The sequence below is a fragment of the Brenneria rubrifaciens genome (genome assembly GCF_005484945.1).
Taxonomy (GTDB): Bacteria; Pseudomonadota; Gammaproteobacteria; order Enterobacterales; family Enterobacteriaceae; genus Brenneria; species Brenneria rubrifaciens.
Genome location: NZ_CP034035.1, coordinates 202,745 through 228,353 on the forward strand (window position 1 = coordinate 202,745; position 25,609 = coordinate 228,353).

The window sequence follows — 25,609 nt, forward strand, 5'->3', positions numbered from 1 at the left end:
GCCCTCCGTCATCACGACGAAAACAAGGAGAAATACGTGAGGCGACTGCCCGGAATATTATTCGTCACGGGCGCCACTCTTATCGTGATTGTAGCGCTGTTAGTCAGCGGTTTAAGATTGGTGCTGCCACAGCTCGATCACTTCCGGCCACAGCTGGTTGCATGGGCACAGTCTGTCTCCGGGGTTCCGCTGGAGATCGGCGCGCTCAAAGGGCGCTGGGAATCGTTTGGCCCCGCGTTGGAAATTGACCATTTTCGTATCTCGCTGCCGGAATCCGACTGGCAGGTTAAACGCGTCACGCTGGCGCTGGATGTGTGGCAATCTCTGCTGCGTGGACGCTGGCAGTTTCGTGAGCTTACCTTTTATCAATCCCGCCTGGATCTCAATACGACCCTGAACGGGCAGCGTCGGGATGGCGCACTGATGGAGCAGGGGAAATTGAACGATCTGTTCCTGCGACAGTTCGATCATTTTGATCTGCGTGATAGCGCTATCTCCTTTCTTACGCCGTCCGGCGATCGTGCGGAGTTGAGCATCCCTCAGCTGACCTGGCTGAATCAGGATAATCAACACCGTGCCGAAGGGTTGATCAGCCTGTCGAGTTTTACCGGTCAGCATGGTGTGGTGCAGATGAGCATGGATCTGCAAGATAGCCAGGGGGTGCTCAATAACGGCACGCTGTATTTACAGGCCGACAATATTGATATGAAGCCCTGGCTTAGCCGCTGGCTGAAGAGTAATACCGGGCTGGAGAGCGCGGATTTTAGTTTGGCCGCCTGGCTGAAGGTGCGTGACGGCAATATTCATAGCGGAGATGTGCTACTGAATCACGGGACGGCAACCTGGAAAGAAGGAGAGAACGGGCATCGGCTGAATGTGGATGACATGGTATTGCGCGCCAGTCGTCAGGAAAATGGCTGGCAGTTGGATGTTCCCGCACTGAACGTGCTCGCCACCGATGGCGTTGCCTGGCCGGCAGGCCAACTATCCGCGCTTTGGCTGCCGAAGGATGAATCTATGCCGGGGCCGGATCGTCAGGAAGCGTTACGTGTCCGGGCCACCGATCTGGAACTGGAGCGTCTTGGTACGTTGCTGCCGCTGCTGTCGACCACCCTGCCCGATTTGAAAACGCGCTGGGGATCACTGCAACCGAAAGGTAAGCTTGCGGCGCTGGCGCTGGATATCCCCTTGCAACAACCGGAAAAAACCCGTTTTCAAAGCCGCTGGCAGGATGTGAGCTGGCAGCCGTGGGAACGGCTGCCGGGGATGAACCATTTCTCTGGTTCGGTCAGCGGCAGTGCCGAACAAGGGCGACTGAATATCGGTCTGGCGGAGAGTACGCTGCCTTATGAAGCCATGTTCCGCGCCCCGTTGGAAATCAATCGGGCGAACGGTGCGGTCTACTGGCGCTATAACCCGCAGGGTTGGGAACTGTGGAGCCACGGGTTGGATGTCCAGGCCAAATCGCTGCGGATCAACGGCGATTTCCGCTATCAGCACCCTGAAAAAGGCGAGCCCAGACTGGACATTCTGGCCGGACTTCGCCTGACCGATGCTGCTGATGCGGGGCGTTATTATCCTGAGCCCTTTATGGGCAAGGAACTGGTGAATTACCTGAGCAACGCGCTCAAGAGCGGTCGGGTCGACAATGGCACGCTGATTTTTGCCGGTAATCCGCAGCGTTTCCCCTTTGTGCATAACGAAGGACAGTTTGAAGTGTGGGTGCCGGTCAAAAATGCGGTGTTCGAGTTTCAGCCCGGTTGGCCTGCCTTGACACAATTGGATATCAATCTCGATTTCGCCAATAACGGCCTGTGGATGTTTGCGCCGCAAGCCTGGTTGGGCAAGGTGGAAGGCAAGAACATCAGCGCCGTTATTCCCGATTACAAAAAAGAGAAACTGTTGATTGACGCCGAGCTGGACGGTCCGGGGCCGGAAGTCAGCAACTATTTCCAGCAGACGCCGCTGAAATCCTCGGTGGGCGCCGCGCTGGAAGAATTGAGAATTGCCGGTGCGGTGAAGAGTTCCCTGCGTCTTGATATTCCACTGAATGGGGACGGGGTTCGCGCCAGAGGCGATGTCGTATTAAATAATAACAGCCTGTATATCAAGCCGTTGGCAACGACGATAAAAAACCTCACGGGCCGGTTCCGTTATGACAACGGCAACTTGCGCAGCGAAACGCTGGAAGCCAACTGGCTGGATCAGCCAATGCGGGTGAATTTCACCACGCAAGAGCAGGAAAAGGCGCTCCAGGTGAACGTCGGGCTACAGGGCGCCTGGCAACCCTCCCGCTTGTCCGGTATACCGAAACCGCTTGCCGGTCAGGTGTCGGGGACGGCGGATTGGAAAAGTACCATCGCAGTCACGTTGCCCCATCAAGGGAAAACGACATATGACGTTGATATCGAAGCTAATTTAGATAAAGTAAGTAGTCACTTACCTCGTCCGTTAAATAAAGCCGCGGGAGAGCGTTTACCTTTTCTGGTCAAAGCCAAAGGCGACCTGAGCGGGTTCACGCTGAATGGCCGTATTGGTAAGGATAATCAGTTCAACAGCCAATGGTTACTGAAAGGCGATACTGTCACGCTGGCGCGCGGCAGTTGGAAAAACAGCGTCAATACGCTGCCGCCATTGCCGGAAGGCTCGGCGCTGGTGGTCGATCTGCCCGCGCTGGATGGTGAGAGTTGGCTCGGATTGCTGCCATCAGCACGTTCATCAATGGGTGGAAATGGCGCTGTCAGCCGTTTCCGCTTACCGACAGAAGTGACCGTGCGCACGCCTGAACTGCAAATGCTGGGGCAGCGGTGGCATGATTTATCGATAACCGGTAAAAACGGTCTTCGCGGCAGCGAGGTGCGGGCTCAGGCTCGCGAAATTGATGCCACGCTTGAGATACCGCAGCGCGGTGTGTGGCGTAGTGATATTCGTTATCTCTATTACAATCCTCAATGGAAAGAGAATGAGGCAACCAATCCGATTGCGTTGGCCGAGAAGAAATCGCCGTTGAACGATCCCAGTATCAGTTTTCAGGATTTGCCTGCCTTGCAGCTCAATTGTCGTCAGTGCTGGCTCGTGGGACAAAACGTTGGCCGCATACAGGGGACGCTACAGCCGGAGAAAGACAGGCTGATTCTGAGCGGCGGCGTTATTGACACGGGCAAGGCGCGGCTGACGGTAAACGGTAGCTGGCAGGAGAATGCCGAGGGCGTCCGTACGGCACTGAAAGGACGCCTGAACGGAGACAGTCTGGTGCAGAACGCCGACTGGTTCGGCATCGTAACGCCGTTGCATGCCGGGTCGTTTGAGGTGGATTACGATCTTTACTGGCGCGGCACCCCGTGGGCGCCGGATATCGCCAGCCTGAGCGGAATTCTGCGTACGCGGATAGGAAAAGGGGAAATCGCCGAGGCGGGGACGGGTCAGGCCGGGCAACTGCTGCGTCTGGTGAGTTTTGATGCCTTGCTGCGCAAACTGCGGTTCGATTTTAGCGATACGTTTGGCAGCGGTTTCTATTTTGATGGTATCCGCAGCACGGCATGGATTAAAGATGGCGTGCTGCGTACCGACGATACGCTGGTCGATGGCCTGGAAGCGGATATTGCGATGAAAGGCAATGCTGATTTGGTGAATCGCCAGATTGATATGGAAGCGGTGATAGCGCCGGAAATTTCCGCCACGGTAGGGGTCGGGGTGGCGTTTGCCGTGAACCCGGTCGTCGGGGCCGCCGTATTCGCCGCCAGCAAAGCGCTGGCGCCGCTATGGAACAAAATTTCACTGATCCGTTACCACATTTCCGGTAGCATCGATCAGCCAAAGATTCAAGAAGTGCTGCGTGAACCGAGTAAAAAGTAAGGGCGAGTAGCGGCATAAATGGCTGGCGCGGTTCGTTCACCCAATTTCATCTAATAAAGAGTGAAAAAATATGAGTCTGTCGTTTGTCAGTGAGCAATTACTTACCGCTAACAAATTGAACCTTAACGATCTGTCTTCCGTATTGGGATTATTAAATGAACGTCGTCTGGATTATGCCGATCTTTATTTTCAATCCAGCTACCACGAGTCATGGGTATTGGAAGACCGCATCATCAAGGATGGTTCCTACCATATCGATCAGGGCGTGGGAATTCGCGCGATTGATGGTGAAAAAACGGGGTTTGCCTATGCCGACCAGATCACGCTGAATGCGTTGCATCAGAGTGCACAGGCCGCCCGCAGCATTGTGCGCGAGCAAGGTAACGGCAAGGTGCATACGCTGGGCGAGGTGGGGCACCCTGCGCTTTATCCCCAGCTTAACCCGTTGGATAGCCTGACCCGTGAAGAGAAAATCGCCCTGTTGCAGCGAGCGGATGCAGTGGCGCGTGCCGCTGACGCCAGCGTGCAGGAAGTGACCGCTAGTCTGGCAGGGGTGTACGAACTGGTGCTGGTGGCCGCCACCGATGGCACGCTGGCAGCCGATGTTCGTCCGCTGGTGCGTCTGTCGATCAGCGTGCTGGTTGAGGTGGACGGCAAACGTGAGCGAGGCACCAGCGGCGGCGGTTCGCGCAGCGGTTATCACTATTTCTGGGAAGCCGATGACGGTGAACCGCGTGTGGAAGCCTGGGCGAAAGAGGCGGTGCGCATGGCGCGGGTCAATCTGTCGGCGGTTGCGGCGCCCGCGGGATCGATGCCAGTCGTACTGGGCGCGGGTTGGCCGGGCGTATTGCTGCATGAAGCGGTTGGGCACGGTCTGGAAGGCGATTTTAACCGCCGCGGAACCTCGGTATTCAGCGGTCAGGTGGGCAAACTGGTGGCGTCCGAGCTTTGTACGGTGGTGGATGACGGTACGCTGACAGGGTGTCGCGGCTCATTGGCGATGGATGACGAGGGGGTGCCGGGACAGTATAACGTACTGATTGAAAACGGTATTCTGAAAGGCTATATGCAGGACAAACTGAATGCCCGTCTGATGGGCGTCGTCCCTACCGGCAACGGACGCCGTGAATCCTACGCGCACCTGCCGATGCCGCGTATGACCAACACCTACATGCTGGCGGGGCAGTCAACGCCGGAAGAGATAATCGCCAGCGTTGAATACGGCTTATACGCGCCGAACTTCGGCGGCGGTCAGGTGGATATCACTTCCGGCAAGTTTGTGTTCTCAACATCTGAAGCTTACTTGATCGAGAACGGCCGTGTGACCACGCCGGTAAAAGGCGCCACGTTGATTGGCTCCGGCATTGAAGCCATGCAGCAGGTTTCTATGGTGGGTAACGATCTGGCGCTGGATAAAGGGGTTGGCTTGTGCGGCAAAGAGGGGCAAAACCTCCCAGTGGGCGTTGGTCAGCCGACGCTGAAGCTGGAAAGCCTTACCGTGGGCGGTACGGCGTAAGCAAACGCCGTACTCACGTTGTCTTTATGAGAAACCGCGTGCTTACTGAACGGATGCGGTTTTTTAACACAGGTCACGGCGGTGAAAACCGATTTCAACCGACTGATATGTATCGCGTGACGTTGCACCAAAACATCATCATTAATTTGTAGGGGGAAAGGCGAAAACGTTTCACGAAATTTACGTTTTCTCTTCCTCTCCCCCGTTATCCTGACGATACCCCTGATACGTCAGAGCGACTTTCTTAAAATATTCAATCATGTAATTGATGCAGACCTGCACTTTCAGCGGCAGGTTGTCTTTACGGGTATATAACGCATAAACCGGGCGCGGATCGGAATGGTAGCGGTTGAACAGAATTTCCATTTCGCCGCGCTGAATTTCTTCAACTACCCACATCAAGGGAATATAGGCGATGCCTGCGCCGGCTTTTAGCCAGCGCACCAGCGTCTGCGGATCGTTGGTGACAAAACGGCCCTGCGGCGCCAGCCGGGTGGAAATGCCTTCGGGGGCAATCAGCTCAAATTCACTATCCGCTCGCACGCTGTATTCCAGCCAGGAGAAATTGCCCATGTCGGCCGGTTTTTCCGGCGAGCCGTGCTGGGTCAGATAGCTTTTGGCGGCGCACACCACCATCGGCATCGATCCCAGTCGTTTGGAGAACAGGCTGGAATCCTGTAACGCCCCAACCCGGATGACAATATCCAGACCGTCGGCGATCAAATCAGGCGCAGGGATACCCGTGACCAGATTAACGGAGAGTCCCGGATATTCTTTCAGCATATCGGCGGTCATGGCGGATAACACATTTTGCGCCATGGTTGAAGAACTGCCGATACGTAATGTGCCGATCGGGGTACTGTTGAAGGCATAGAGCTGTTCATGCACCTCATGCGCTTCATGCAGCATGCGGCGGCAGCCGTGGTAATAAATTTTTCCCGCTTCGGTCAGGCCAATGCTACGCGTACTGCGGTTAAGCAGCTTGATTTGCAATTGGTCTTCAAGTTTGGTGACGGTCTGGCTGACGGCGGAAACGCTCATCTGAAGTTGGCGTGCTGCGGCGGTAAAGGAGCCGCATTGCACCACTCTGGCGAATATCGACATACTTTTTAATCGGTCCATTATTCACTCTGGCTTAAAAGTGATTTAGATCACACTGTGTAGATAAGGTGATAATAAACATTCATAATGTAGTCCATCCGGTGATGCCGGACGGGTCATGTAAAACCTTCAATCGTTCATTGTTATCACCGTAGCTTAAAAAATGCCGATTTAACATCGCTTATTGAATCAGCAGTCAGCCTCCTCCCTCGTTCTGACTCAGTTTTACCTGCCGGCTGTGAAGCCTGTGGGACAAGACGTTGCTGTCGATGCGTCACGCGGTGGACGATCATTACGTTAATCACGGTAACCTGTCATTAAGGCGCGTTACACCTAATGAAACATAAGGAAAAGAGGATGAGTTCACTCCCTGTTATGGTGCTGTTCGGTTTGTCGTTCCCGCCGGTTTTCTTTGTTCTGCTGGTGTCGCTGACGCTATTTTTTGTGGTGAACCGGCTATTACACCCGACGGGTATTTATGATTTTGTCTGGCATCCGGCGTTGTTTAATACCGCATTATTCTGCTGCCTGTTCTATCTGCTGTTCCGTTACGGTCTTTGAGGTTTTTTTGTGAAATCTTTCTTTATTGCCACGCTCGCGAAAAAGCTGGGCAGTGTGGTTATTACGCTGGCTGTTGTGTTATGCGCAATTGTGGCGGTATTTCGTATCTGGGCGTTTTATACCGAATCGCCCTGGACGCGGGATGCGAAGTTTAGCGCGGATGTGGTGGCAATCTCCCCCGACGTCGGCGGGTTACTCACCGATGTTCGGGTGACGGATAATCAGTCGGTGAAACAGGGCGATGTGCTGTTCGTGGTGGATCAACCCCGCTATCGTGAGGCGCTGGCCCAGGCTGAAGCCGATGTAGCCTATTATCAGGCGCTGGCGGTGGAGAAAAAGCGGGAAGCGGGACGCCGGGTACGTTTGGGCATTCAGGCGATGTCGCAGGAGGATATCGACCAGTCAGGCAATGCGCTGGAAACGGCGACGCACCAGCTTGCCAAAGCACAGGCCGCGTTGGGACTGGCGAAATTGGATTTGGAACGTACGGTGGTGCGTGCGCCAGCGGATGGTTGGGTAACCAACCTGACTGTGCAGCGCGGGGAATTTATTACCCGCGGTTCGACCGCCGTTGCGCTGGTAAAGAAAGATTCATTCTACCTGCTGGCGTATATGGAAGAAACCAAACTGGAAAGGGTGCGCCGCGGATATCGCGTTGAAATCACGCCGCTGGGCAGCGAGCGTATCTTCTACGGTACGGTGGACAGCGTGGCCGCCGGGGTGAACAACAGCAGTAGCAGCGTCGACAGTAAAGGTCTGGCAACCGTTGACTCAAACCTGGAGTGGGTGCGTCTGGCACAGCGCGTGCCTGTGAAAATCAAACTCGATCGTCAAATGGGCGATCTGTATCCGGCCGGCACCACCGCCACCGTCGTCATTACCGGCGAGCAGGTCAACAACGATAAAAAGCCATCGCCGCTGATTCGTCTGTTATACCGCCTGCGTGAGTTCGGTTAACATCATGAAAAACCCAATATTTTTGCGCTTCCGTTTTGCGTTTAAGCTGAGTTTCGCCATTGTCCTGTCTTTGCTGCTGGGTTTCCATTTGCAGTTGGAAACTCCGCGCTGGTCAGTGCTGACGGCGGCCATCGTTGCTGCCGGCCCGGCTTTTGCAGCGGGAGGCGAACCGTTTTCCGGCGCGATCCGTCATCGCGGCATGTTGCGTATTATCGGGACGTTTATCGGCTGTATCGGTGCGTTAGTCATCATTATTGCGACGATCCGCGCGCCGGTTCTGATGCTGATGCTGTGTTGTTTGTGGGCGGGCGTGTGTACCTGGCTCTCTTCACTGGTCAAAGTTGAAAACGCCTATGGGGTTGGGCTGGCTGGCTACACGGCGTTGATCATCATCGTCACCGCGCAGGGAACGCCGCTGCTGACCCCACAGTTTGCCGTCGAGCGCTGTAGTGAAATTGTACTGGGGATTGTGTGCGCGATTCTGGCTGATTTGGCGTTCTCGCCGCGTTCGATAAAGCAAGATATTGACCGTAGCATCGACGCGCTGCTGGTGGATCAGTATCGGTTGCTGCAACTGTGTATCAGTCAGGCGGAAAAAGCGGTGATCGATACCGCCTGGCACGAGCTGGTGCGTAAAACGACAGCGCTGAATGGTATGCGCAGTTATTTGATGATGGAATCGTCGCGCTGGCAGAACAGCAACCGCCGGTTGAAATCAATGCATACGCAATCGCTGGCGCTGATTACCCAGGCTTGCGAAACCTATCTGATTTTACAGGACCATCCTTCATGGATGAAAGGCAGCCTGAAATGGGTTATCGATCAGCCGGTTGAATCGATGCGGGATGTCCATCAGCGTCTGAAATCGCTGCGGCATCTGATGGTGGCCAGCGATAGTCAGGCGATCCCGCCTACGGTGAGTAGCTGGGTCGGAACCGCAACCCGCTACTTGTTGCTGACCAAAGGCGTGCAGACCAACGGACGCATCAGCAAAGTAGAGGCTGAGGTGCTGAGCAGCGATGTTGAGGTTAAAGTACCATCCGCTGAAGCCCACCATGCCATGATCAACGGATTGCGTACGGGAGTAGCGACCGCGCTGGGCTGCTTATTCTGGCTAAGTACCGGCTGGACGTCGGGCAGCGTTTGCATGGTGATGATTGCCGTGGTGACGTCGCTGGCGATGCGATTGCCGAACCCCAAAATGATGGCGATTGATTTCCTTTACGGCACAATCTTCGCGCTGCCGCTGGGGGCGCTGATGTTTATGTTTATCATGCCCGCCACGCAGCAGAGCATGCTGTTGCTGTGCATCAGCCTGGGGACGATGGCGTTCTTCCTGGGTATCGAGGTGCAAAAGCGGCGTCTGGGGTCGCTGGGCGCACTGGCGAGTACGATTAATATTCTGGTGCTGGATAACCCGATGACCTTCGATATCAGTCAGTTTCTGGATAGCGCTATCGGGCAGATTATCGGTTGTTTTCTGGCATTGCTGGTCATTTTGCTGATCCGCGACAATGCGAAAGCCCGCACCGGACGCACGTTGCTGAATCGTTTTGTTTACCGTGCGGTATCGGCATTGACGACCAATCAGGCGCGGCGCAAAGATAACCACTTACCCGCGCTCTACCAGCAGCTGTTTTTACTGCTGAACATGTTCCCCGGCGATATTGCCAAATACCGTCTGGCGCTATCGTTGATTATCGCGCATCAGCGCCTGCGTTTACTGGCAATCCCGCCGGATAAGTCGCTCTCCGCTTTTCATCGCCGGATCCGCGCCACGGCGCAGCAGGTGATTGGCGCGCGGCGGGAAACCACGCGCAGCCACTCTTTTGCACAACTATTGGATGAGCTGGGGGAGTACCAGCAGAAACTGACTGAACGGCAGGTGTCGCCGGACATGACGGCATCGGTAGGACGTTTAATCGCCATGTTGCGTAAATATCAGCACGCGTTGAGTGATTAGACGCGCTAACCCAGGGGCGCGGTGGTCACCCCAAATCCGCTGTCACGCTTCGGTTTCTGACAATTCACGCAGGTACTGAAAGATCTGACGGGTGGATTTCGGCGGTTTATTCGCAGCCTTTTCTTTTTGCGCGTTGCGCACCAGCGAGCGTAGCTGCTGACGGTCGGCATGTGGATAAAGCGCCAATATGTCGGGAATGGCGTCATCCCCTTCAGCCACCAGACGGTCGCGCAGCAGTTCAAGCTTATGAAAAAGCACCACCTGCTGATTGTGACGGTTTTTCAGTTTATCCAGTGCCGCCTGGATGGGTTCAGGATCGCGGGCGCGCAGCATTTTACCGATCAACTGCAACTGGCGGCGGCGGCCCTCTTTCTTGATTCGCTGCGCCAGCTCTACCGCAGTGCGCAGATCATCATCCAGCGGGATTTTCTCCAACGCGTTTTTACCCAGCTCTACCAGCTCCGCGCCGAGATCTTTCAGCGCTTCGGCATCGCGCTTTATTTCGCTTTTGCTGACCCAGATAATTTCATCATCATCGTCTTCGTTATTGTCCGGGACATCATCAAGCCAGTCTGCGGGTTTCTTGCTCATGGTGGGTTCCTAAAAATTTCCGGGCGCGTTTTTAACGGCGCTTGCCGCGACGCCGAAAATGACAGGCAGGTCGCTCGTCGTAAAAAGAGGCCGATCCTAACAGGTTTGGGCTTTGTGCGAAATTGTCTAAAGATCCTGTTAGACTTAAAAGTTCTATGCTACCCCCTTCATCTTTCGAGTTGCAGGTATATATTGGCTTTGATTTCCTCACTCATTATGGCAGAACAATGGCAATAATCACTCAGGTTGCACAACAGCGCGCAGCGCTGGAACAGGCGGTTGAACAGGCGCTGGCGCTGGCGCGGGCGGGGTCTGACGGGGCGGAAGTCGCGGTGTCGAAAACCACCGGCATTGGCGTGAGCACCCGCTATGGTGAAGTTGAAAACGTTGAATTTAACAGTGATGGCGCGCTGGGCATTACGGTATATTACCAGCAGCGCAAAGGCAGCGCGTCATCCACCGACCTCAGCCCGGATGCGATCGCGCGCACCGTGCAGGCGGCGTTGGATATTGCCCGTTACACCTCCGCCGATCCCTTTGCCGGGCCTGCGGATAACGATCTGCTGGCCTTTGACGCGCCGGATCTGGATCTCTTTTACCCAGCGGAACTGAATGCGGAGCGGGGTATCGAACTGGCCGCGCGCGCGGAACAGGCTGCGCTGAAGGCGGATAAACGCATCACCAATACCGAAGGCGGCAGTTTCAACAGTCATTACGGTATCAAAGTGTTTGGCAACAGCCACGGCATGCTGCAAAGCTTCTGCTCCAGCCGTCATTCCATGTCCAGTTCTGTGATTGCCGAAGTGAATGGCGATATGGAGCGTGATTACGCCTATACCGTTGGTCGTTCGCTGGATGATTTGAAAACGCCGGAATGGGTGGGCGAAGAGTGCGCGCGCCGAACGTTATCCCGTCTGTCGCCGCGGAAGTTACCGACCATGCAGGCGCCGATACTGTTTTCCGCTGAAGTGGCGACCGGACTGTTCGGCCATCTGGTCGGCGCAATCAGCGGCGGCAGCGTGTACCGTAAATCGACCTTCCTGTTGGATAAACTGGGCCAGCAGATTTTACCAGAGTGGCTCACTATTGAAGAACAGCCGCATTTGCGCAAAGGGCCGGCGTCGGCGCCGTTTGATAATGAAGGTGTACGCACTCAGCAACGTGAGATTGTGAAAGACGGTGTCTTACAGACCTGGCTGCTGAGCAGCTATGCCGCGCGTAAGCTGGGCATGAAAAGCACCGGACACGCCGGAGGGATTCATAATTGGCGCATTGCCGGACAGGGGCTGGATTTCGACGGTTTGCTTAAACAGATGGGCAAAGGTCTGCTGGTGACCGAACTAATGGGACAGGGCGTCAGCGGCGTAACGGGGGACTATTCTCGTGGCGCGTCCGGTTTCTGGGTGGAAAACGGCGAAATTCAGTATCCGGTCAGTGAGATTACCATAGCGGGCAACCTGAAAGACATGTTGCGCAACATCGTGACGGTCGGCAACGATATTGAAACACGCAGCAATATTCAGTGCGGCTCGGTGCTGCTGCCTGAAATGAAGATTGCGGGAGAATAAACCACGGCGGGGCGGTCATCGGCTTTATGCGATTGCCGCTGCGCCGCGAAGCCGAAAAGCATTACTCTTCATCAAACCCGGCTTCAAATAGCTGGATAACCGCCGCCAGCGCCGATACCTCATCCGGGCCTGTGGCCTCGACCTCAATGAGCCGGCCTTTGGCCGAATCCAGCATCAGCATGGCAATGACGCTGCTGGCTTCGGCCTCCGTACCGCTGTCGTTGCGCAGCATCACTTCCGCGTCAAAACTCTGCACCAGTTCAAACAGTTTCATGGCGGGCCGGGCATGCATACCCAGCTTGTTCTTGATTTCAACTGTTTGTCTGACGGTCATTATTTACGTTTTTCCAATGTGCGATGGCGCGACTGAACGTTCTTGCCGCGTGAGCGGAAATAATCAGCTAACTGCTCCGCGATGTACACCGAACGATGTTTTCCCCCGGTACAGCCAATCGCCACCGTCAGATAGCTGCGGTTGTTGGTTTCCAGCATGGGAAGCCACAGTTCCAGATAGCTGCGCGTCTGGTAGATAAAATTGTGGACTTCAGTATGCCGATCGAGGAAGGCAGCGACGGGTTTGTCCAGACCGGTCATCGGACGCAGCTTCGGATCCCAGTGCGGGTTGGGCAGAAAGCGAACGTCAAACACATAGTCGGCATCAATGGGAATACCGTGTTTATAGCCGAAAGATTCAAATACTATCGTCAGTTCGCGTTCCCGTTTACCCAGCAGGCGGGTACGCAGCATTTCAGCCAGCTCATGCACCGACATCTCGGAGGTATCGATGATCAGATCGGCCTGCGAGCGCAGCGGTTCCAACAGATCGTTTTCTTCATCAATGGCGCTTTCCAGCGACAGATTTTTACTGGATAAGGGATGCAGACGGCGGGTATCACTGTAACGGCGGATTAGCGTATTGCGATCGGCATCCAGGAATAACAGTTGCGGTGAGAAGCTTTGCGGCAGTTGTTCCATCGCGTGCTCGAAGATTTCCGGGGATTCCGGCATATTGCGTACATCAATGCTGACCGCGGCGGAAATATTGCGTGCCGCAAGCGTATTGGCCAGCTCTGGCAACAAAACCACTGGCAGGTTATCTACGCAGTAGAACCCCATGTCTTCAAGCGCGCGCAGGGCGACAGATTTCCCCGACCCTGAGCGACCGCTGACGATCATCAGCACCATCTGACGACTCCCCTCTGGCAGCGTGATGGCGAACTCTTGCTGCCGTTGTGTTTATAGTGAATGGCTAGAAAATGAATTGTTAGAACACAGATTGCAAGCACTCTCTGCCCCCAAGAACCGTTGATCCCCGATCGGGTCGCCATTCATCGTCAGCATTGCCGTCATTTGACTTAACCGGTTTCCGTCATGATCTGATAGAGCTCTTCATCGCTTTGCGCCGCCCTCAAGCGCCGGCAAACCGTTTTATCCGCCAGGCGTTTGGCGACGAGCGACAGCGTATGTAAATGGGTTTTACATTGTTCTGCCGGAACCAGCAAGGCAAAAAGCAAATCAACGGCTTGATTATCAATGGCATCGAAAGCGATAGGCTGCTCTAACTGGATAAAGACGCCGATTGCTCCCAGCACGTTATCCCCCTCAAGCTTTCCATGTGGAATGGCAATACCATTGCCGATACCGGTACTGCCCATTCGCTCGCGGGTGAGAATGGCATCAAAAATAATCTGTGAGGAGAGATTAAGCTGTTTGGCCGCCAGCTCACTGATAATTTCCAATGCCCGCTTTTTACTTTGGCAATGGACCGAACTTCGGGTGCACTCTGGACGTAACACGGTGCTGAGTTGCAAAACGGGATCGTTGTTCATTTTATATTCACTTAACGGCGCTTTTACTTCTGGTGAGCCCGGCCCACAGGCGCATGAGCCGGGTCTGTTCTCTTGCCCAACGGGACAAGAGAAGAAACTAGTGCTGTTTCAGCTTATCTTTATGCTTGGTAAGCTGGCGAGCCAGCTTATCGATCAGCAAATCGATAGCGGCGTACATATCTAGCGCTTCTGATGTGGCGTGCAGCTCTCCACCGTTGACGTGAACCGTGGCGTCAGCGATTTGTTGTATTTTCTCCACTTTCAATACCACGTTGACCTGATTGATGCGATCAAAGTATTGCTCCAACTTGGAGAATTTGGTGTTCACGAAATCGTGTAAAGGTTCGGTAATTTCGATGTGGTGTCCGGTGATGTTGAGCTGCATCGTCTCTTCCTTCTCTGTTGAGATCAAACCAGTTGTTTACGCTGATTTGATGGTGGGATAGATAAAGACTCTCGGTATTTCGCCACCGTCCGCCGCGCCACAATGATGCCCTGTTCGGCGAGCAGCAGCGTGAGCTTGCTGTCGCTTAATGGCTTGGCGGGGTTTTCCGCGGCGATTAACTTCTTCACCAGTGCCCGGATAGCCGTTGACGAAGCCTCACCTCCGCTGTCGGTATTCACGTGACTGGAGAAGAAATATTTTAGTTCAAAAATGCCGCGCGGACTGTGCAGAAATTTCTGTGTGGTCACCCGGGAAATGGTGGATTCATGCATATCCACCACTTGGGCGATATCTGCCAGCACCATCGGTTTCATGAATTCTTCACCCTGTTCAAAAAAATCCTGCTGTTGTTCGACAATACAGCGGGTCACTTTGAGCAGCGTATCATTACGGCTCTCCAGACTTTTGATTAACCAGCGCGCTTCCTGCAAATGACTACGGATAAACTGGCCGTCGCTGTCGCTACGGACGCAGTTGCCCAGCGCGGCGTATTGCTGATTGATCTGTAGCCGCGGCACGCTGTCGGTATTCAGTTCGACCACCCAACGTCCCTGGATTTTGCGCACCAGCACGTCAGGAATAACATATTCGGACTCACCCGTGTTGATGGATTGGCCCGGACGGGGGTCGAGGGATTGAATCAGCGCCAGCGCTTCTTTCAACACCTCTTCTTTCAGGCGGGTTGAGCGAATCAGGCTGCGGAAATCATGGTTGGCCAGCAAATCGAGGAAGTCGCTCACAATCAGCCTGGCTTCCGCGAGGCGCGGCGTGCTCTCAGCAAACTGGGAAAGCTGTACCAGCAGGCAGTCACGCAGATCGCGCGCGGCAACGCCCACCGGATCAAAGCGCTGTACCCGCTTGAGCACCGCTTCCACTTCATCCAGCGTGACGTTTTCATCCCCAATGCTGTCCAAAATATCTCCCAGCGGCACGGTGAGATAGCCGGTGTTGTCCACCGCGTCAACGATGGACGTCGCTATCGCCGCATCGGTATCTGAAAAGGGCGTCAACTCCACCTGCCACATCAGGTAATCCTGAAGGGTTTGCGTCGTTTCCCCCTGATAGATGGGTAACTCTTCATCCCGGTAATCGGTGCCGGTGCCGGATGGCGTGCCCGCGGAATAGATTTCGTCCCAAGTCGCGTCAAGCGGCAACTCTTCCGGCATATCTTTCTGTTCCAGCGCTTCGCCGGTATCCAGCGAATCACTGTCGGCCGCCTCGAATGACTCTATTTCTTCGTGATTGTCCGACTGCTCGAGTAACGGATTATTTTCCAGCGCCAGTTGAATCTCTTGTTGCAGTTCAAGCGTGGACAGTTGCAACAGACGGATTGCCTGCTGTAGCTGTGGAGTCATGGCCAATTGCTGGCTAAGCCTGAGTTGCAAACCTTGCTTCATAAGTAGCGCTAACTTCCTTATCTATTATTTAATTTGAAACCCTACCCTATCAGAGTCGGAAGCCTTCGCCCAGATAGACGCGTTTTACCTGCTCGTCGGCAAGGATTTCGGTCGGTGAACCGTGGGCGATCAGGTGTCCCTGACTCACAATGTAGGCGCGCTCGCAAACATCCAGCGTTTCACGGACGTTATGATCGGTAATCAACACGCCGAGTCCGCTGTCACGCAGATGTTCAATTATTTTTTTTATATCAATCACCGAAATGGGGTCAACACCGGCAAATGGCTCATCCAACAGGATGAATTTAGGGTTTGCCGCCAGCGCACGGGCGATTTCCACTCGGCGCCGTTCTCCACCGGAGAGCGATTGTCCCAGACTATCGCGTAAATGGATAATATGGAATTCTTCCATTAGCTCGTTCGCCCGGTCTTCCTGTTGTTCCGAGGTCAGATCTTTACGGATCTGCAAAACGGCCATCAGGTTGTCGTAGACACTCAGCCGGCGAAAGATCGACGCTTCCTGCGGTAAATAGCCGATCCCGCGCAGAGCGCGGTCGTGCAGGGGCAGCAGGCTGATATCGTCGCTATCAATTACTATCCGCCCTTCATCGAGCGGGACAATACCGACAACCATATAAAATGTGGTGGTTTTCCCCGCGCCATTCGGCCCCAGTAGCCCAACGATTTCACCGGAGTTAACGGTAAGACTGACGTTTTCCACGACTCGGCGGCCTTTATATGCCTTAGCCAAATTTTCTGCGATTAATGTTGCCATAAGTTATTCGGTGACTCTCGGTTGCGGTGTTTGAGAGGGGGAGGCGGCGTTCTTGTTCTCTTTTTCCTGAAGTTGAGAGGGAACCAATACCGTAGTAACACGTTTACCTTTATCGCTGAAAGCCTCCATCTGCTGTTGTTTCACCAGATAAGTGATTCGGTCGCCTTTCACATTGCTGTCCATCTGCTCCAGGTAGGCGTCGCCGGTCAATACCAGAAAGTCATTGGCCAGTTCATAACGGACTTTCCGGGCATGGCCTTTCACTGGCTTGCCGTTGTCCTGCATCTGGTAGAAAGTGACGGGGTTGCCGTAGCCTTCAACAACTTCACGGCCCTTTGCGTCCTGTGGCCGGGTAACGACGACTTTGTCGGCTTTGACTTCTATCGTTCCCTGCTTTACGACGACATTTCCGGTGAACGTTACCGTATTGCCTTGCATGTCCAGAGACTGCTGTTCTGAATCGATATTAATCGGCTGGTTGTTATCCCCGGTAACGGCCGGCGCAGAAACGCTGACGGCTAACAGCGAACTGGCGATCAGGGTGTGACGCATCAGATTATTGGTTTTGAATTTCATAAGAGGTTTTTACCTTTTCGATCAACTCGGCTGTCTTATTACGCAGATTCCCGCGCATTCTCATCCCGTTGGACGTAAAGCTGGCGCCGTACAGGGTGACTTCATCATCGGAAGAGACGTCCTGAGTGACCAGATTTACCTTGGCATTATTGGTTTTGATTCTCTTCAACTGTGAGTCATGTGTCAGGCTGTTGACCTCGACATGACCGTATAGATAGAGCATTTTGTCTTTCGTCAGCTTGGCGCGGTCCGCGCGCACCGACCAGGTCGCCGTCCCCTGTTCGTTAAACATTGTCGCCACCGGGGTGGTAAACCAGCTTAGTTGCTCGTCATTGAAATATTCCGCTTTGTCCGCGATCAGACGGTAGCTCAGCTTTCCGGCCGGGCTGTAAACCTGGGTGGTGGTTTTCTCGCTGGTATATACCGGTACGGCCGGACTCGCACTGTCTGTCGGCGTCACCGTTTCATTATCTGTAATAGTCCAGCCGATCAGAATGAGGGCAAGCAGTGCCAGCAAAGCGGTCAGCCAACGCTTAGTTTTACTCATATCGACAACCCTTTGGCCTGCTCCAGCTTACCCTGTGAAAACAGGATTAAATCACAAAGTTCACGTACCGCGCCGCGACCGCCCGCGATGCGCGTAACATAATCAGCCCGCGGCAGCAGCAACGGATGAGCGTCAGCCACGGCAACGCTTAAGCCCACCTGAGCCATCACCGGCCAGTCGATCAGGTCGTCACCAATATAGGCGACCTGGCTAGCGGTTACCGTCAGTTTATCCAACAGATTGTTGAAGGCCAAAACCTTATCGGACTGTCCCTGATAAAGATGGGTGATCCCCAGCGTTTTACAACGGTCTACCAGCAGGTCGGCCGTTCGGCCGGTAATAATGGCGACTTCGATACCGGACGTCAGCAGGCAACGGATGCCGTAACCGTCGCGGACGTTAAACGCTTTCAATTCTTCACCGTGATTTCCCATATAAATCAGCCCATCCGACATCACGCCGTCAACATCGCAGATTAACAGACGAACTTTACCGGCCTTATCCAGCACCTGTTGATCGACAGGCCCATAACAGGTATCGGTTTGCGTCCTGGTTTCACTCATTGATGTTTATCCTTGGTTCTTTTGGCTATGGATCTACAAGTAGTTACTTCACTATCGCGGGTTGGCGCATGATGACGGATTACACCACGCCTGCACGTAGCATATCGTGCATATGAACGATCCCCTCCAGACGATCGTTTTCCGCCACCAGCAGCGACGTAATATGGCGTGACTGCATCAGGTTCAGTGCTTCCACGGCCAGCGTTTGCGGCGTGACCCGAATGCCGCCGACGGTCATCACATCAGCAATGCGGGCGTTGTTCAAGTCAATCTTCATGTCGAAGATTCGGCGCAGATCGCCATCGGTGAAGATGCCGAGGATTTTCATGTCCGCATCGCAGATTACCGTCATCCCTAAATTTTTGCGCGTTATTTCCACCAGCGCATCGCGCAGGGAGGCATTGTGGGAGACATGGGGAATTTCTTCGCCCGAGTGCATGATGTCGCTGACGCGCAGCAGAAGTTTGCGGCCCAAAGCCCCGCCGGGGTGGGAGAGCGCAAAGTCTTCGGCGGTAAAACCCCGCGCCTGCAACAGTGCGACAGCCATCGCATCTCCCATCACCAGCGTCGCGGTCGTACTGCTGGTCGGCGCCAGACCTAAAGGGCAGGCTTCTTGCGGAACATGGACGCACAGGTGGATATCCGCCGCCTTTCCCATGGTGCTTTCAGGATTGCCGGTCATGCAAATCAGGAAAATCTGCTGGCGTTTCAGTACTGGGATTAACGACAGGATTTCGTGGGATTCACCCGAATTGGAAATGGCAATCACAATGTCATGCGGCGTGACCATGCCCAAATCGCCATGGCTGGCTTCGCCGGGGTGAACAAAAAAAGCGGGGGTTCCGGTGCTGGCGAACGTCGCCGCCATTTTGCAACCAATGTGGCCGGATTTTCCCATTCCCATCACGACCACCTTTCCCTGACAGTGAAATATTTTTTCGCAGGCCTGCGTGAAATTATCGTCAATGTACTGATCGAGCTGTGCCAGACCTTCGCGCTCAGTATTCAGAACCTGTTTGCCTGCCTGCTGAAAATCAAAACCGGGTTGGAGTTCAAAATGTGACATACCTGAGTGATCCTGCTTGGTTTGATGCTGTTAGTGAATGCGCTGATGTTCGGGTTAACCCAGCCATTCGCTAATTACACAAAGAACAGCACCGAGAGATAAACGAAAAACGCACAGAGTAACAGCGCGCCCGCGCCCTGTCCGATACGGCGTTTCCTGCTGAGGTACAGCGCCGCCAGTATCGTGCTGGCTCCTAGCATGACCCAATAGTCGCGCCGGAAGGCAAGGGGATTGACTGCGCCGGGTGAAAGCAGCGCCGGTACGCCCAACACGATGGCGATATTAAAAATATTCGAGCCGATGAGATTGCCCAGCGCAATATCATCTTCCTTTTTCAACGTACCAACAATGGCGGTGGCCAATTCAGGCAGGCTGGTGCCAATCGCCAGCACGGTGAGGCCGATGGTCAGTTCGCTGATATTAAAATAGCGGGCCAACACGGTGGCATTATCGATCACCATACGCGCGGCCATCGGTAAAATAATCAGACCGAGGATCAGCCATAAAATGGCGACCGTTTGATTACTGTCTTCCTGGGGCAGTTCAGCCAACTGCTCCCGAGTCAGGCTATCCACGCCTTCTTGTTGCGCCAGACGCGTCATGCGGATTATCAGGAACAGATACAGCCCGGCGGTGGTCAGGAGAATCATGCCGTCAGTGCGGCTCAGGTCGCTATCATGTAATAAAAAGCCACATAAAACGGTGATCAGCAGCATAAGCGGAAATTCCCGGCGCAACAGTTCTGAATGAACGGCCAGGGGGCGGATGAGCGTCGCACTGCCGAGAATCAAGAGAATGTTGGCGATATTCGAGCCCAGTACGTTGCCGACCGCCATGTCGATCTGATCGTTTAATGCGGCGGTTACGGAAACAATCAGTTCGGGCAGCGATGTCCCGACGCCGACGATGGTAAGACCGATAATGAAAGGCGGCAGGCCGATGGTGCGCGCGAGAATGGCGGCGCCATACACCAGACGATCGGCACCATATACCAGCAATATTAAACCAACGAACAGCAGTACCGTCGCAAAAAGCATTCAGCGTCCTTTTTAAGGTATAATCACTGGCTATACTCGCCATACTTCAAGTTGCATGAGCGTTGGCTGCGCTCACTTGCCGCTTTCCTGCAACTCGAATTATTGAGGTATATAAGTTTATAACCAGCATTTCTGGATGAATTTCAAATAAAATACGTTTCCATCATCAGCGTTAATTCTGACTGTGTAAGACGGAAAAGTAAAACCTATGGCGGTGATGTTCGGCCATTTTAGACAAGAACTTAGGGTAAGTTTTTGTAAAACTCGGGCTTTGCAGAGTATCAGCCATTAGGATTTAGAGATAAGGACGCATTATCGCTATTCGTTTAAAACAGAGGATCGTAGATAACACGTTGATCGGCAAGGAATATGAAATAATGAATCATAATGGTGTCAATCTGGTTGAGATTCGCGGTCTGAGCTTTCGGCGCGGAGAACGGCAGATTTTTACAGATATCACGTTGAATGTGCCCAAAGGGAAGGTTACCGCGATTATGGGGCCGTCCGGTATCGGTAAGACGACATTGTTGCGCCTGATTGGAGGGCAGCTTCAGCCGGACAGCGGGGAAATCTGGTTTGACGGCGACAATATTCCGTCGTTGTCGCGCACCGATCTCTATAACGCCCGCAAGAAAATGAGCATGTTATTTCAGTCTGGCGCGTTATTTACCGATCTGAACGTGTTTGATAATGTCGCCTGGCCGCTGCGCGAGCACAGCCGGCTGCCGAAGCCGTTGCTTCGCAGCACGGTGATGATGAAGCTGGAGGCGGTGGGGTTGCGAGGGGCGGCCAATCTGATGCCCGCGGAACTTTCCGGCGGGATGGCGCGGCGCGCGGCGTTGGCGCGGGCAATCGCGCTCGATCCGCAATTGATCATGTTCGACGAGCCCTTCGTCGGGCAGGACCCGATAACGCTGGGAACTCTGGTCAAACTGATTGATGAACTGAATCATGCGCTGGGTGTTACCTGCATTATCGTCTCCCATGATGTGCCGGAAGTCATGAGCATTGCCGATTACGCCTATATCATTGCCGAACGGCACGTCGTGGCGGAAGGTACGTCGGAACAACTGAAAATGAACGACGAACCCCGGGTGCGCCAGTTTATGGATGGCATTGCCGATGGTCCCGTCCCTTTTCGTTTACCGGCGGATGATTATAAAACCGCGCTGTTAGGTTCAGGGGGTTAACGGACTTATGTTATTACAGGCGTTGGCGTCGTTGGGACGTCAGGGAATTTCTACCTGTGCCTCGTTTGGCCGTGCTGGACTGATGCTGTTTAATGCGTTGGTGGGCAAGCCTGAATTCAGGAAACAGTGGCCGCTGCTGATCAAACAACTGTATAGCGTCGGTGTTCAGTCCCTGTTAATCATCATGGTATCCGGTCTGTTCATCGGTATGGTTCTCGGCTTACAAGGTTATCTTGTTCTGACCACCTACAGCGCGGAAGCCAGTCTGGGCATGATGGTGGCGCTTTCTCTGCTGCGTGAACTCGGCCCTGTGGTCACCGCGCTGCTGTTCGCCGGTCGGGCCGGATCGGCGCTGACGGCGGAAATTGGTCTGATGAAGACGACCGAGCAGTTGTCCAGCATGGAAATGATGGCGGTTGATCCACTACGCCGCGTCGTGGCGCCGCGTTTCTGGGCCGGGCTGATCAGTATGCCGTTACTGGCGGTGATTTTTGTCGCTGTCGGTATCTGGGGAGGGGCGCTGGTTGGCGTTGACTGGAAAGGCATCGACAGCGGTTTTTTCTGGTCTGCCATGCAGGGGGCCGTCGAATGGCGGCAGGATATACTGAACTGCGTGATTAAAAGTATCGTCTTCGCGATTACCGTGACTTGGATTGCACTGTTTAACGGCTATGATGCGATTCCTACTTCAGAAGGGATCAGTCGGGCGACCACCCGTACCGTTGTGCATTCATCGCTCGCGGTGTTGGGATTGGATTTTGTGCTGACAGCACTGATGTTTGGGAACTGATTCAATGCAAACAAAGAAAAATGAAGTTTGGGTTGGCGCATTCTTGCTGATTGCGCTGTGCGCCATCCTCTTTTTGTGCCTGAAGGTAGCCGATCTCAAGTCGATCGGTAGTGAGCCCACCTACCGTTTGTACGCGACGTTTGACAATATCGGCGGCCTGAAAATGCGTTCACCGGTACGAATTGGCGGCGTGGTGATTGGACGGGTGGTGGATATCTCGCTTGATGAGAAAACCTACCTTCCCCGTGTGGCGATGGATATTCAGCAGCGCTATGACCACATTCCTGATACCAGTTCTCTGGCAATTCGCACTTCCGGCTTGCTGGGCGAGCAGTATTTGGCCATGAATGTCGGTTTTGAGGATGAAGAGATGGGCACGTCAACACTGAAAGACGGCGGTGTCATTCAGGACACCAAGTCCGCCCTGGTATTGGAAGATCTCATCGGTCAATTCTTATATAGAAGCGGCGGCAATAGCGAGGATAATGCAGGTCAGGCAGGTTCCGGGCCAGCATCGCCTGAACCTCAGAGCCAGCCTGTTACTCCACATCCATAAGAGGATATCTGCATGTTTAAACGTTTACTGATGGTGGCTTTACTGGTGGTGGCGCCATTAGCCAACGCTGCTGATCAAAAAAATCCTTATCGTTTGATGCAAGAAGCGGCAGAAAAGACTTTTAACCGGTTGAAAACTGAACAGCCGCGTATCAAGCAAAACCCGGATTACCTGCGTACGATTGTGAGTGAAGAGTTGTTGCCGTATGTACAGGTGCGCTACGCCGGGGCGCTGGTACTGGGACGCTATTACAGAGAGGCGACGTCTGAACAGCGCGATGCCTATTTCAAGGCATTTGAAGCTTATCTGGAGCAAGCATACGGACAAGCCCTGGCGTTATATCACGGTCAGACTTACCAGATTGCGCCCGATCAGCCGCTGGGAAATGCCGATATTATTTCCATCCGCGTTTCAATCATTGATAGCGGCGGCCGCCCGCCGGTGCGTCTGGATTTCCAATGGCGTAAAAATAGCAAAACCGGTAACTGGCAGGCTTATGACATGATAGCCGAAGGCGTCAGTATGATTACGACCAAGCAAAATGAATGGGCGGCGACATTGCGTCAAAAAGGCGTTGATGGCCTGACCCAACAGCTAGAGGCGGCGGCGAAACGGCCGATCACGCTGGATAAGCAAAACAATTAATTCTGGGCAGAGACATGGCGAATGCATTGAGCTGGCAGTCACAGGAATCGACGCTGGTGTTAACCGGCGATCTGGATCGCGAAACGCTGCTTCCGCTCTGGGAACAGCGGGAGACACTGCTGGCGGGTAAAACGGCGTTGGATGTTTCCGGTCTGGAACGTGTTGACTCGGCGGGGCTGGCTTTACTGATGCATTTTTATCACCAGCCGTCTCAGCAAGACGGCTGGCTGAAAATTGTTGGGGCCGGCGAACGGCTAAAAACGCTGATTGCACTTTATAACCTGAATGAAATCATCCCCGTGTCTCAAATGGCCTGATCGCCATTGATGAAGGGATATCGGAATCCCCTTGTTTAAGGCGGGCTCTCTGCCCGCCACCCTTCGGGCCGTCACAAGCGGCGTCAAAATCACGCCCGGCAATTTTTAGGGGATTTCTTTGTTTAAGATAGCGTGGTATTCATCTAAGATACCAGCCTGATTATCATCCCCCCTGGCATAGAAATCGAGAGCGATGGAAAATAACGAAATTAAAGATGTGCTGATGAAGGCGCTGGCGCTGGAGGAAGCCCATGTTACCGGTGATGGCAGCCACTTTCAGGTTATCGCCATAGGTGCGCTTTTCGCTGGCATGAGTCGGGTGAAAAAACAGCAGGCCGTGTATGCGCCGCTGACGGAATATATTGTGGATAACCGTATTCATGCGTTGTCGATCAAGGCGTATACGCCAGAAGAGTGGCAGCGCGATCGCAAGTTGAATGGTTTTTAAATTTGCGGACGTATGATGCAACATTGAATTGAAACATTGAGAAACAGCGATTATGGATAAATTTCGTGTGCAGGGCCCAACCCGGCTAACAGGTGAAGTCACCATCTCCGGGGCCAAAAATGCCGCACTGCCGATTCTGTTTGCTGCCTTGCTCGCTGAAGAGCCGGTAGAAATCCAGAATGTGCCAAAATTGCGGGACATTGATACAACAATGAAGTTGCTCACTCAGTTGGGCGCGCGCGTTGAACGTAACGGTTCGGTACAGGTAGACGCCAGTGGGGTGAATATTTTTTGTGCGCCTTATGATCTGGTGAAAACCATGCGTGCATCAATTTGGGCGTTAGGGCCATTGGTGGCGCGCTTTGGACAAGGTCAGGTTTCCTTGCCCGGCGGTTGCGCGATCGGTGCGCGTCCGGTGGATTTGCACATCAATGGCCTTGAGCAATTGGGGGCGGAGATCACGTTGGAAGAAGGCTACGTGAAGGCTTCTGTCGATGGTCGTTTGAAAGGCGCGCACATTGTGATGGATAAAGTCAGCGTGGGGGCCACGGTGACCATCATGAGCGCAGCGACGCTGGCCGAAGGCACCACCATTATCGAGAACGCCGCGCGCGAGCCGGAAATAGTTGATACGGCAAACTTTTTGAACACACTGGGCGCTAAAATCAGCGGCGCGGGCAGCGACAAAGTGATTATCGAAGGGGTCGCGCGTTTGGGCGGCGGCGTCCATCGCGTGCTGCCTGATCGTATCGAAACCGGGACATTCCTGGTCGCCGCCGCTGTTTCCGGCGGTAAAGTGGTTTGCCGTCAGACTCGCCCGGAAACGCTGGATGCGGTGTTGGCTAAACTGCGTGAGGCAGGGGCTGAAATCGAAATCGGCGAGGACTGGATCAGCCTGGATATGCATGGGAAACGGCCGAAAGCGGTGACCATCCGTACCGCGCCGCATCCTGGTTTCCCAACAGATATGCAAGCGCAGTTCAGCCTACTGAACCTGGTGGCGGAAGGCACCGGCGTCATTACTGAAACGATTTTCGAGAACCGCTTTATGCATGTACCCGAGCTCATCCGCATGGGCGCGCAGGCGGAAATTGAAAGCAACACGGTAATTTGCCACGGCGTGGAAAAGTTGTCCGGTGCGCAGGTTATGGCAACAGATTTACGTGCTTCAGCGAGTCTGGTGTTGGCAGGATGTATTGCCGAAGGGGTAACGACCGTTGATCGTATCTATCATATCGATCGCGGTTACGATCGCATTGAAGATAAATTACGCGCGTTAGGGGCGAACATCGAGCGTGTGAAAGAGCACGATTAAG

Annotated in this window: 26 protein-coding genes; 13 read left to right on the top strand and 13 right to left on the bottom strand. The window is 54.0% G+C overall.

Going from position 1 to position 25,609, the window contains the following annotated elements:
- The first annotated feature begins 36 nt into the window (after positions 1-36).
- Both yhdP and tldD read left to right on the top strand, forming a co-directional pair.
- The gene (gene yhdP / locus EH207_RS01005; protein WP_137712342.1) at positions 37-3,855 is read left to right on the top strand and encodes an AsmA2 domain-containing protein YhdP; all 3,819 of its coding nucleotides are present in this window, start codon (positions 37-39) and stop codon (positions 3,853-3,855) included.
- Between the two features lie 70 nt (positions 3,856-3,925).
- Entirely contained in the window at positions 3,926-5,371 is a 1,446-nt protein-coding gene (gene tldD / locus EH207_RS01010; protein ID WP_137712343.1) for a metalloprotease TldD, read from the top strand.
- A gap of 180 nt (positions 5,372-5,551) precedes the next feature.
- On the opposite strand, the gene aaeR is transcribed toward tldD, so the two are convergent.
- Positions 5,552-6,493 (bottom strand): HTH-type transcriptional activator AaeR, encoded by a 942-nt coding sequence (gene aaeR, locus EH207_RS01015; protein WP_137712344.1) that lies wholly within the window; start codon positions 6,491-6,493, stop codon positions 5,552-5,554.
- 336 nt (positions 6,494-6,829) lie between these two features.
- On the opposite strand from aaeR, the gene aaeX reads away from it, so the two are divergent.
- Genes aaeX through aaeB form a run of 3 tightly spaced genes read left to right on the top strand, consistent with a single transcriptional unit; the run spans position 6,830 to position 9,953 of the window.
- On the top strand, positions 6,830-7,033 hold the full coding sequence (gene aaeX / locus EH207_RS01020; protein ID WP_137712345.1) for a p-hydroxybenzoic acid efflux pump operon protein AaeX: 204 nt from the start codon (positions 6,830-6,832) through the stop codon (positions 7,031-7,033).
- A 9-nt stretch (positions 7,034-7,042) separates the two neighbouring features.
- Entirely contained in the window at positions 7,043-7,990 is a 948-nt protein-coding gene (gene aaeA, locus EH207_RS01025) for a p-hydroxybenzoic acid efflux pump subunit AaeA (RefSeq protein ID WP_137712346.1), read from the top strand.
- 4 nt (positions 7,991-7,994) lie between these two features.
- Positions 7,995-9,953, top strand: coding sequence for a p-hydroxybenzoic acid efflux pump subunit AaeB (gene aaeB / locus EH207_RS01030; protein WP_137712347.1), 1,959 nt, complete (start codon positions 7,995-7,997; stop codon positions 9,951-9,953).
- Between the two features lie 42 nt (positions 9,954-9,995).
- Here aaeB and yjgA read toward each other — a convergent pair whose 3' ends face one another.
- Positions 9,996-10,544 (bottom strand): ribosome biogenesis factor YjgA, encoded by a 549-nt coding sequence (yjgA, locus tag EH207_RS01035; RefSeq protein WP_137712348.1) that lies wholly within the window; start codon positions 10,542-10,544, stop codon positions 9,996-9,998.
- Positions 10,545-10,771: 227 nt separating this feature from the next.
- On the opposite strand from yjgA, the gene pmbA reads away from it, so the two are divergent.
- Positions 10,772-12,112, top strand: coding sequence for a metalloprotease PmbA (pmbA, locus tag EH207_RS01040; protein WP_137712349.1), 1,341 nt, complete (start codon positions 10,772-10,774; stop codon positions 12,110-12,112).
- A 61-nt stretch (positions 12,113-12,173) separates the two neighbouring features.
- Here the strand turns inward: pmbA and npr are convergent, their stop codons facing one another.
- From npr to EH207_RS01095, 11 genes are all read right to left on the bottom strand, one after another.
- Positions 12,174-12,446: a PTS phosphocarrier protein NPr gene (npr, locus tag EH207_RS01045; RefSeq protein ID WP_137712350.1), complete on the bottom strand. Its 273-nt coding sequence runs from the start codon at positions 12,444-12,446 to the stop codon at positions 12,174-12,176.
- On the bottom strand, positions 12,446-13,297 hold the full coding sequence (gene rapZ / locus EH207_RS01050; protein ID WP_137712351.1) for an RNase adapter RapZ: 852 nt from the start codon (positions 13,295-13,297) through the stop codon (positions 12,446-12,448). Before rapZ ends, npr begins: the two co-directional genes overlap by 1 nt.
- Before the next feature lie 170 nt (positions 13,298-13,467).
- On the bottom strand, positions 13,468-13,941 hold the full coding sequence (gene ptsN / locus EH207_RS01055) for a PTS IIA-like nitrogen regulatory protein PtsN (RefSeq protein WP_137712352.1): 474 nt from the start codon (positions 13,939-13,941) through the stop codon (positions 13,468-13,470).
- A 97-nt stretch (positions 13,942-14,038) separates the two neighbouring features.
- Positions 14,039-14,326, bottom strand: coding sequence for a ribosome hibernation promoting factor (gene hpf / locus EH207_RS01060; RefSeq protein WP_137712353.1), 288 nt, complete (start codon positions 14,324-14,326; stop codon positions 14,039-14,041).
- Between the two features lie 23 nt (positions 14,327-14,349).
- Complete coding sequence (rpoN, locus tag EH207_RS01065) at positions 14,350-15,783, bottom strand: RNA polymerase factor sigma-54 (RefSeq protein ID WP_137712354.1); 1,434 nt, start codon at positions 15,781-15,783, stop codon at positions 14,350-14,352.
- Positions 15,784-15,832: 49 nt separating this feature from the next.
- Positions 15,833-16,558, bottom strand: a complete 726-nt coding sequence (gene lptB / locus EH207_RS01070; RefSeq protein ID WP_137712355.1) for an LPS export ABC transporter ATP-binding protein — start codon at positions 16,556-16,558, stop codon at positions 15,833-15,835.
- A gap of 3 nt (positions 16,559-16,561) precedes the next feature.
- Entirely contained in the window at positions 16,562-17,134 is a 573-nt protein-coding gene (gene lptA / locus EH207_RS01075; RefSeq protein ID WP_137712356.1) for a lipopolysaccharide ABC transporter substrate-binding protein LptA, read from the bottom strand.
- Positions 17,115-17,681, bottom strand: coding sequence for an LPS export ABC transporter periplasmic protein LptC (lptC, locus tag EH207_RS01080; protein WP_137712357.1), 567 nt, complete (start codon positions 17,679-17,681; stop codon positions 17,115-17,117). The genes lptA and lptC overlap by 20 nt, the downstream gene beginning before the upstream one ends.
- Positions 17,678-18,244, bottom strand: coding sequence for a 3-deoxy-manno-octulosonate-8-phosphatase KdsC (gene kdsC, locus EH207_RS01085; protein ID WP_137712358.1), 567 nt, complete (start codon positions 18,242-18,244; stop codon positions 17,678-17,680). The genes lptC and kdsC overlap by 4 nt, the downstream gene beginning before the upstream one ends.
- A gap of 79 nt (positions 18,245-18,323) precedes the next feature.
- Positions 18,324-19,310, bottom strand: coding sequence for an arabinose-5-phosphate isomerase KdsD (kdsD, locus tag EH207_RS01090; RefSeq protein ID WP_137712359.1), 987 nt, complete (start codon positions 19,308-19,310; stop codon positions 18,324-18,326).
- Between the two features lie 74 nt (positions 19,311-19,384).
- Positions 19,385-20,347, bottom strand: a complete 963-nt coding sequence (locus EH207_RS01095) for a calcium/sodium antiporter (protein WP_137712360.1) — start codon at positions 20,345-20,347, stop codon at positions 19,385-19,387.
- Positions 20,348-20,724: 377 nt separating this feature from the next.
- On the opposite strand from EH207_RS01095, the gene mlaF reads away from it, so the two are divergent.
- The 7 genes from mlaF to murA all read left to right on the top strand — a co-directional run bounded on the left by mlaF (position 20,725) and on the right by murA (position 25,608).
- Positions 20,725-21,537, top strand: a complete 813-nt coding sequence (gene mlaF / locus EH207_RS01100) for a phospholipid ABC transporter ATP-binding protein MlaF (RefSeq protein ID WP_137712361.1) — start codon at positions 20,725-20,727, stop codon at positions 21,535-21,537.
- Between the two features lie 7 nt (positions 21,538-21,544).
- The gene (gene mlaE / locus EH207_RS01105; protein ID WP_137712362.1) at positions 21,545-22,327 is read left to right on the top strand and encodes a lipid asymmetry maintenance ABC transporter permease subunit MlaE; all 783 of its coding nucleotides are present in this window, start codon (positions 21,545-21,547) and stop codon (positions 22,325-22,327) included.
- Positions 22,328-22,331: 4 nt separating this feature from the next.
- Complete coding sequence (mlaD, locus tag EH207_RS01110; RefSeq protein WP_137712363.1) at positions 22,332-22,883, top strand: outer membrane lipid asymmetry maintenance protein MlaD; 552 nt, start codon at positions 22,332-22,334, stop codon at positions 22,881-22,883.
- A 12-nt stretch (positions 22,884-22,895) separates the two neighbouring features.
- On the top strand, positions 22,896-23,528 hold the full coding sequence (gene mlaC / locus EH207_RS01115; protein ID WP_137712364.1) for a phospholipid-binding protein MlaC: 633 nt from the start codon (positions 22,896-22,898) through the stop codon (positions 23,526-23,528).
- A 14-nt stretch (positions 23,529-23,542) separates the two neighbouring features.
- Positions 23,543-23,845, top strand: a complete 303-nt coding sequence (mlaB, locus tag EH207_RS01120) for a lipid asymmetry maintenance protein MlaB (protein ID WP_137712365.1) — start codon at positions 23,543-23,545, stop codon at positions 23,843-23,845.
- Positions 23,846-24,038: 193 nt separating this feature from the next.
- The gene (gene ibaG, locus EH207_RS01125) at positions 24,039-24,293 is read left to right on the top strand and encodes a BolA family iron metabolism protein IbaG (RefSeq protein ID WP_137712366.1); all 255 of its coding nucleotides are present in this window, start codon (positions 24,039-24,041) and stop codon (positions 24,291-24,293) included.
- Between the two features lie 52 nt (positions 24,294-24,345).
- On the top strand, positions 24,346-25,608 hold the full coding sequence (gene murA / locus EH207_RS01130) for a UDP-N-acetylglucosamine 1-carboxyvinyltransferase (protein WP_137712367.1): 1,263 nt from the start codon (positions 24,346-24,348) through the stop codon (positions 25,606-25,608).
- Position 25,609: the final 1 nt, after the last annotated feature.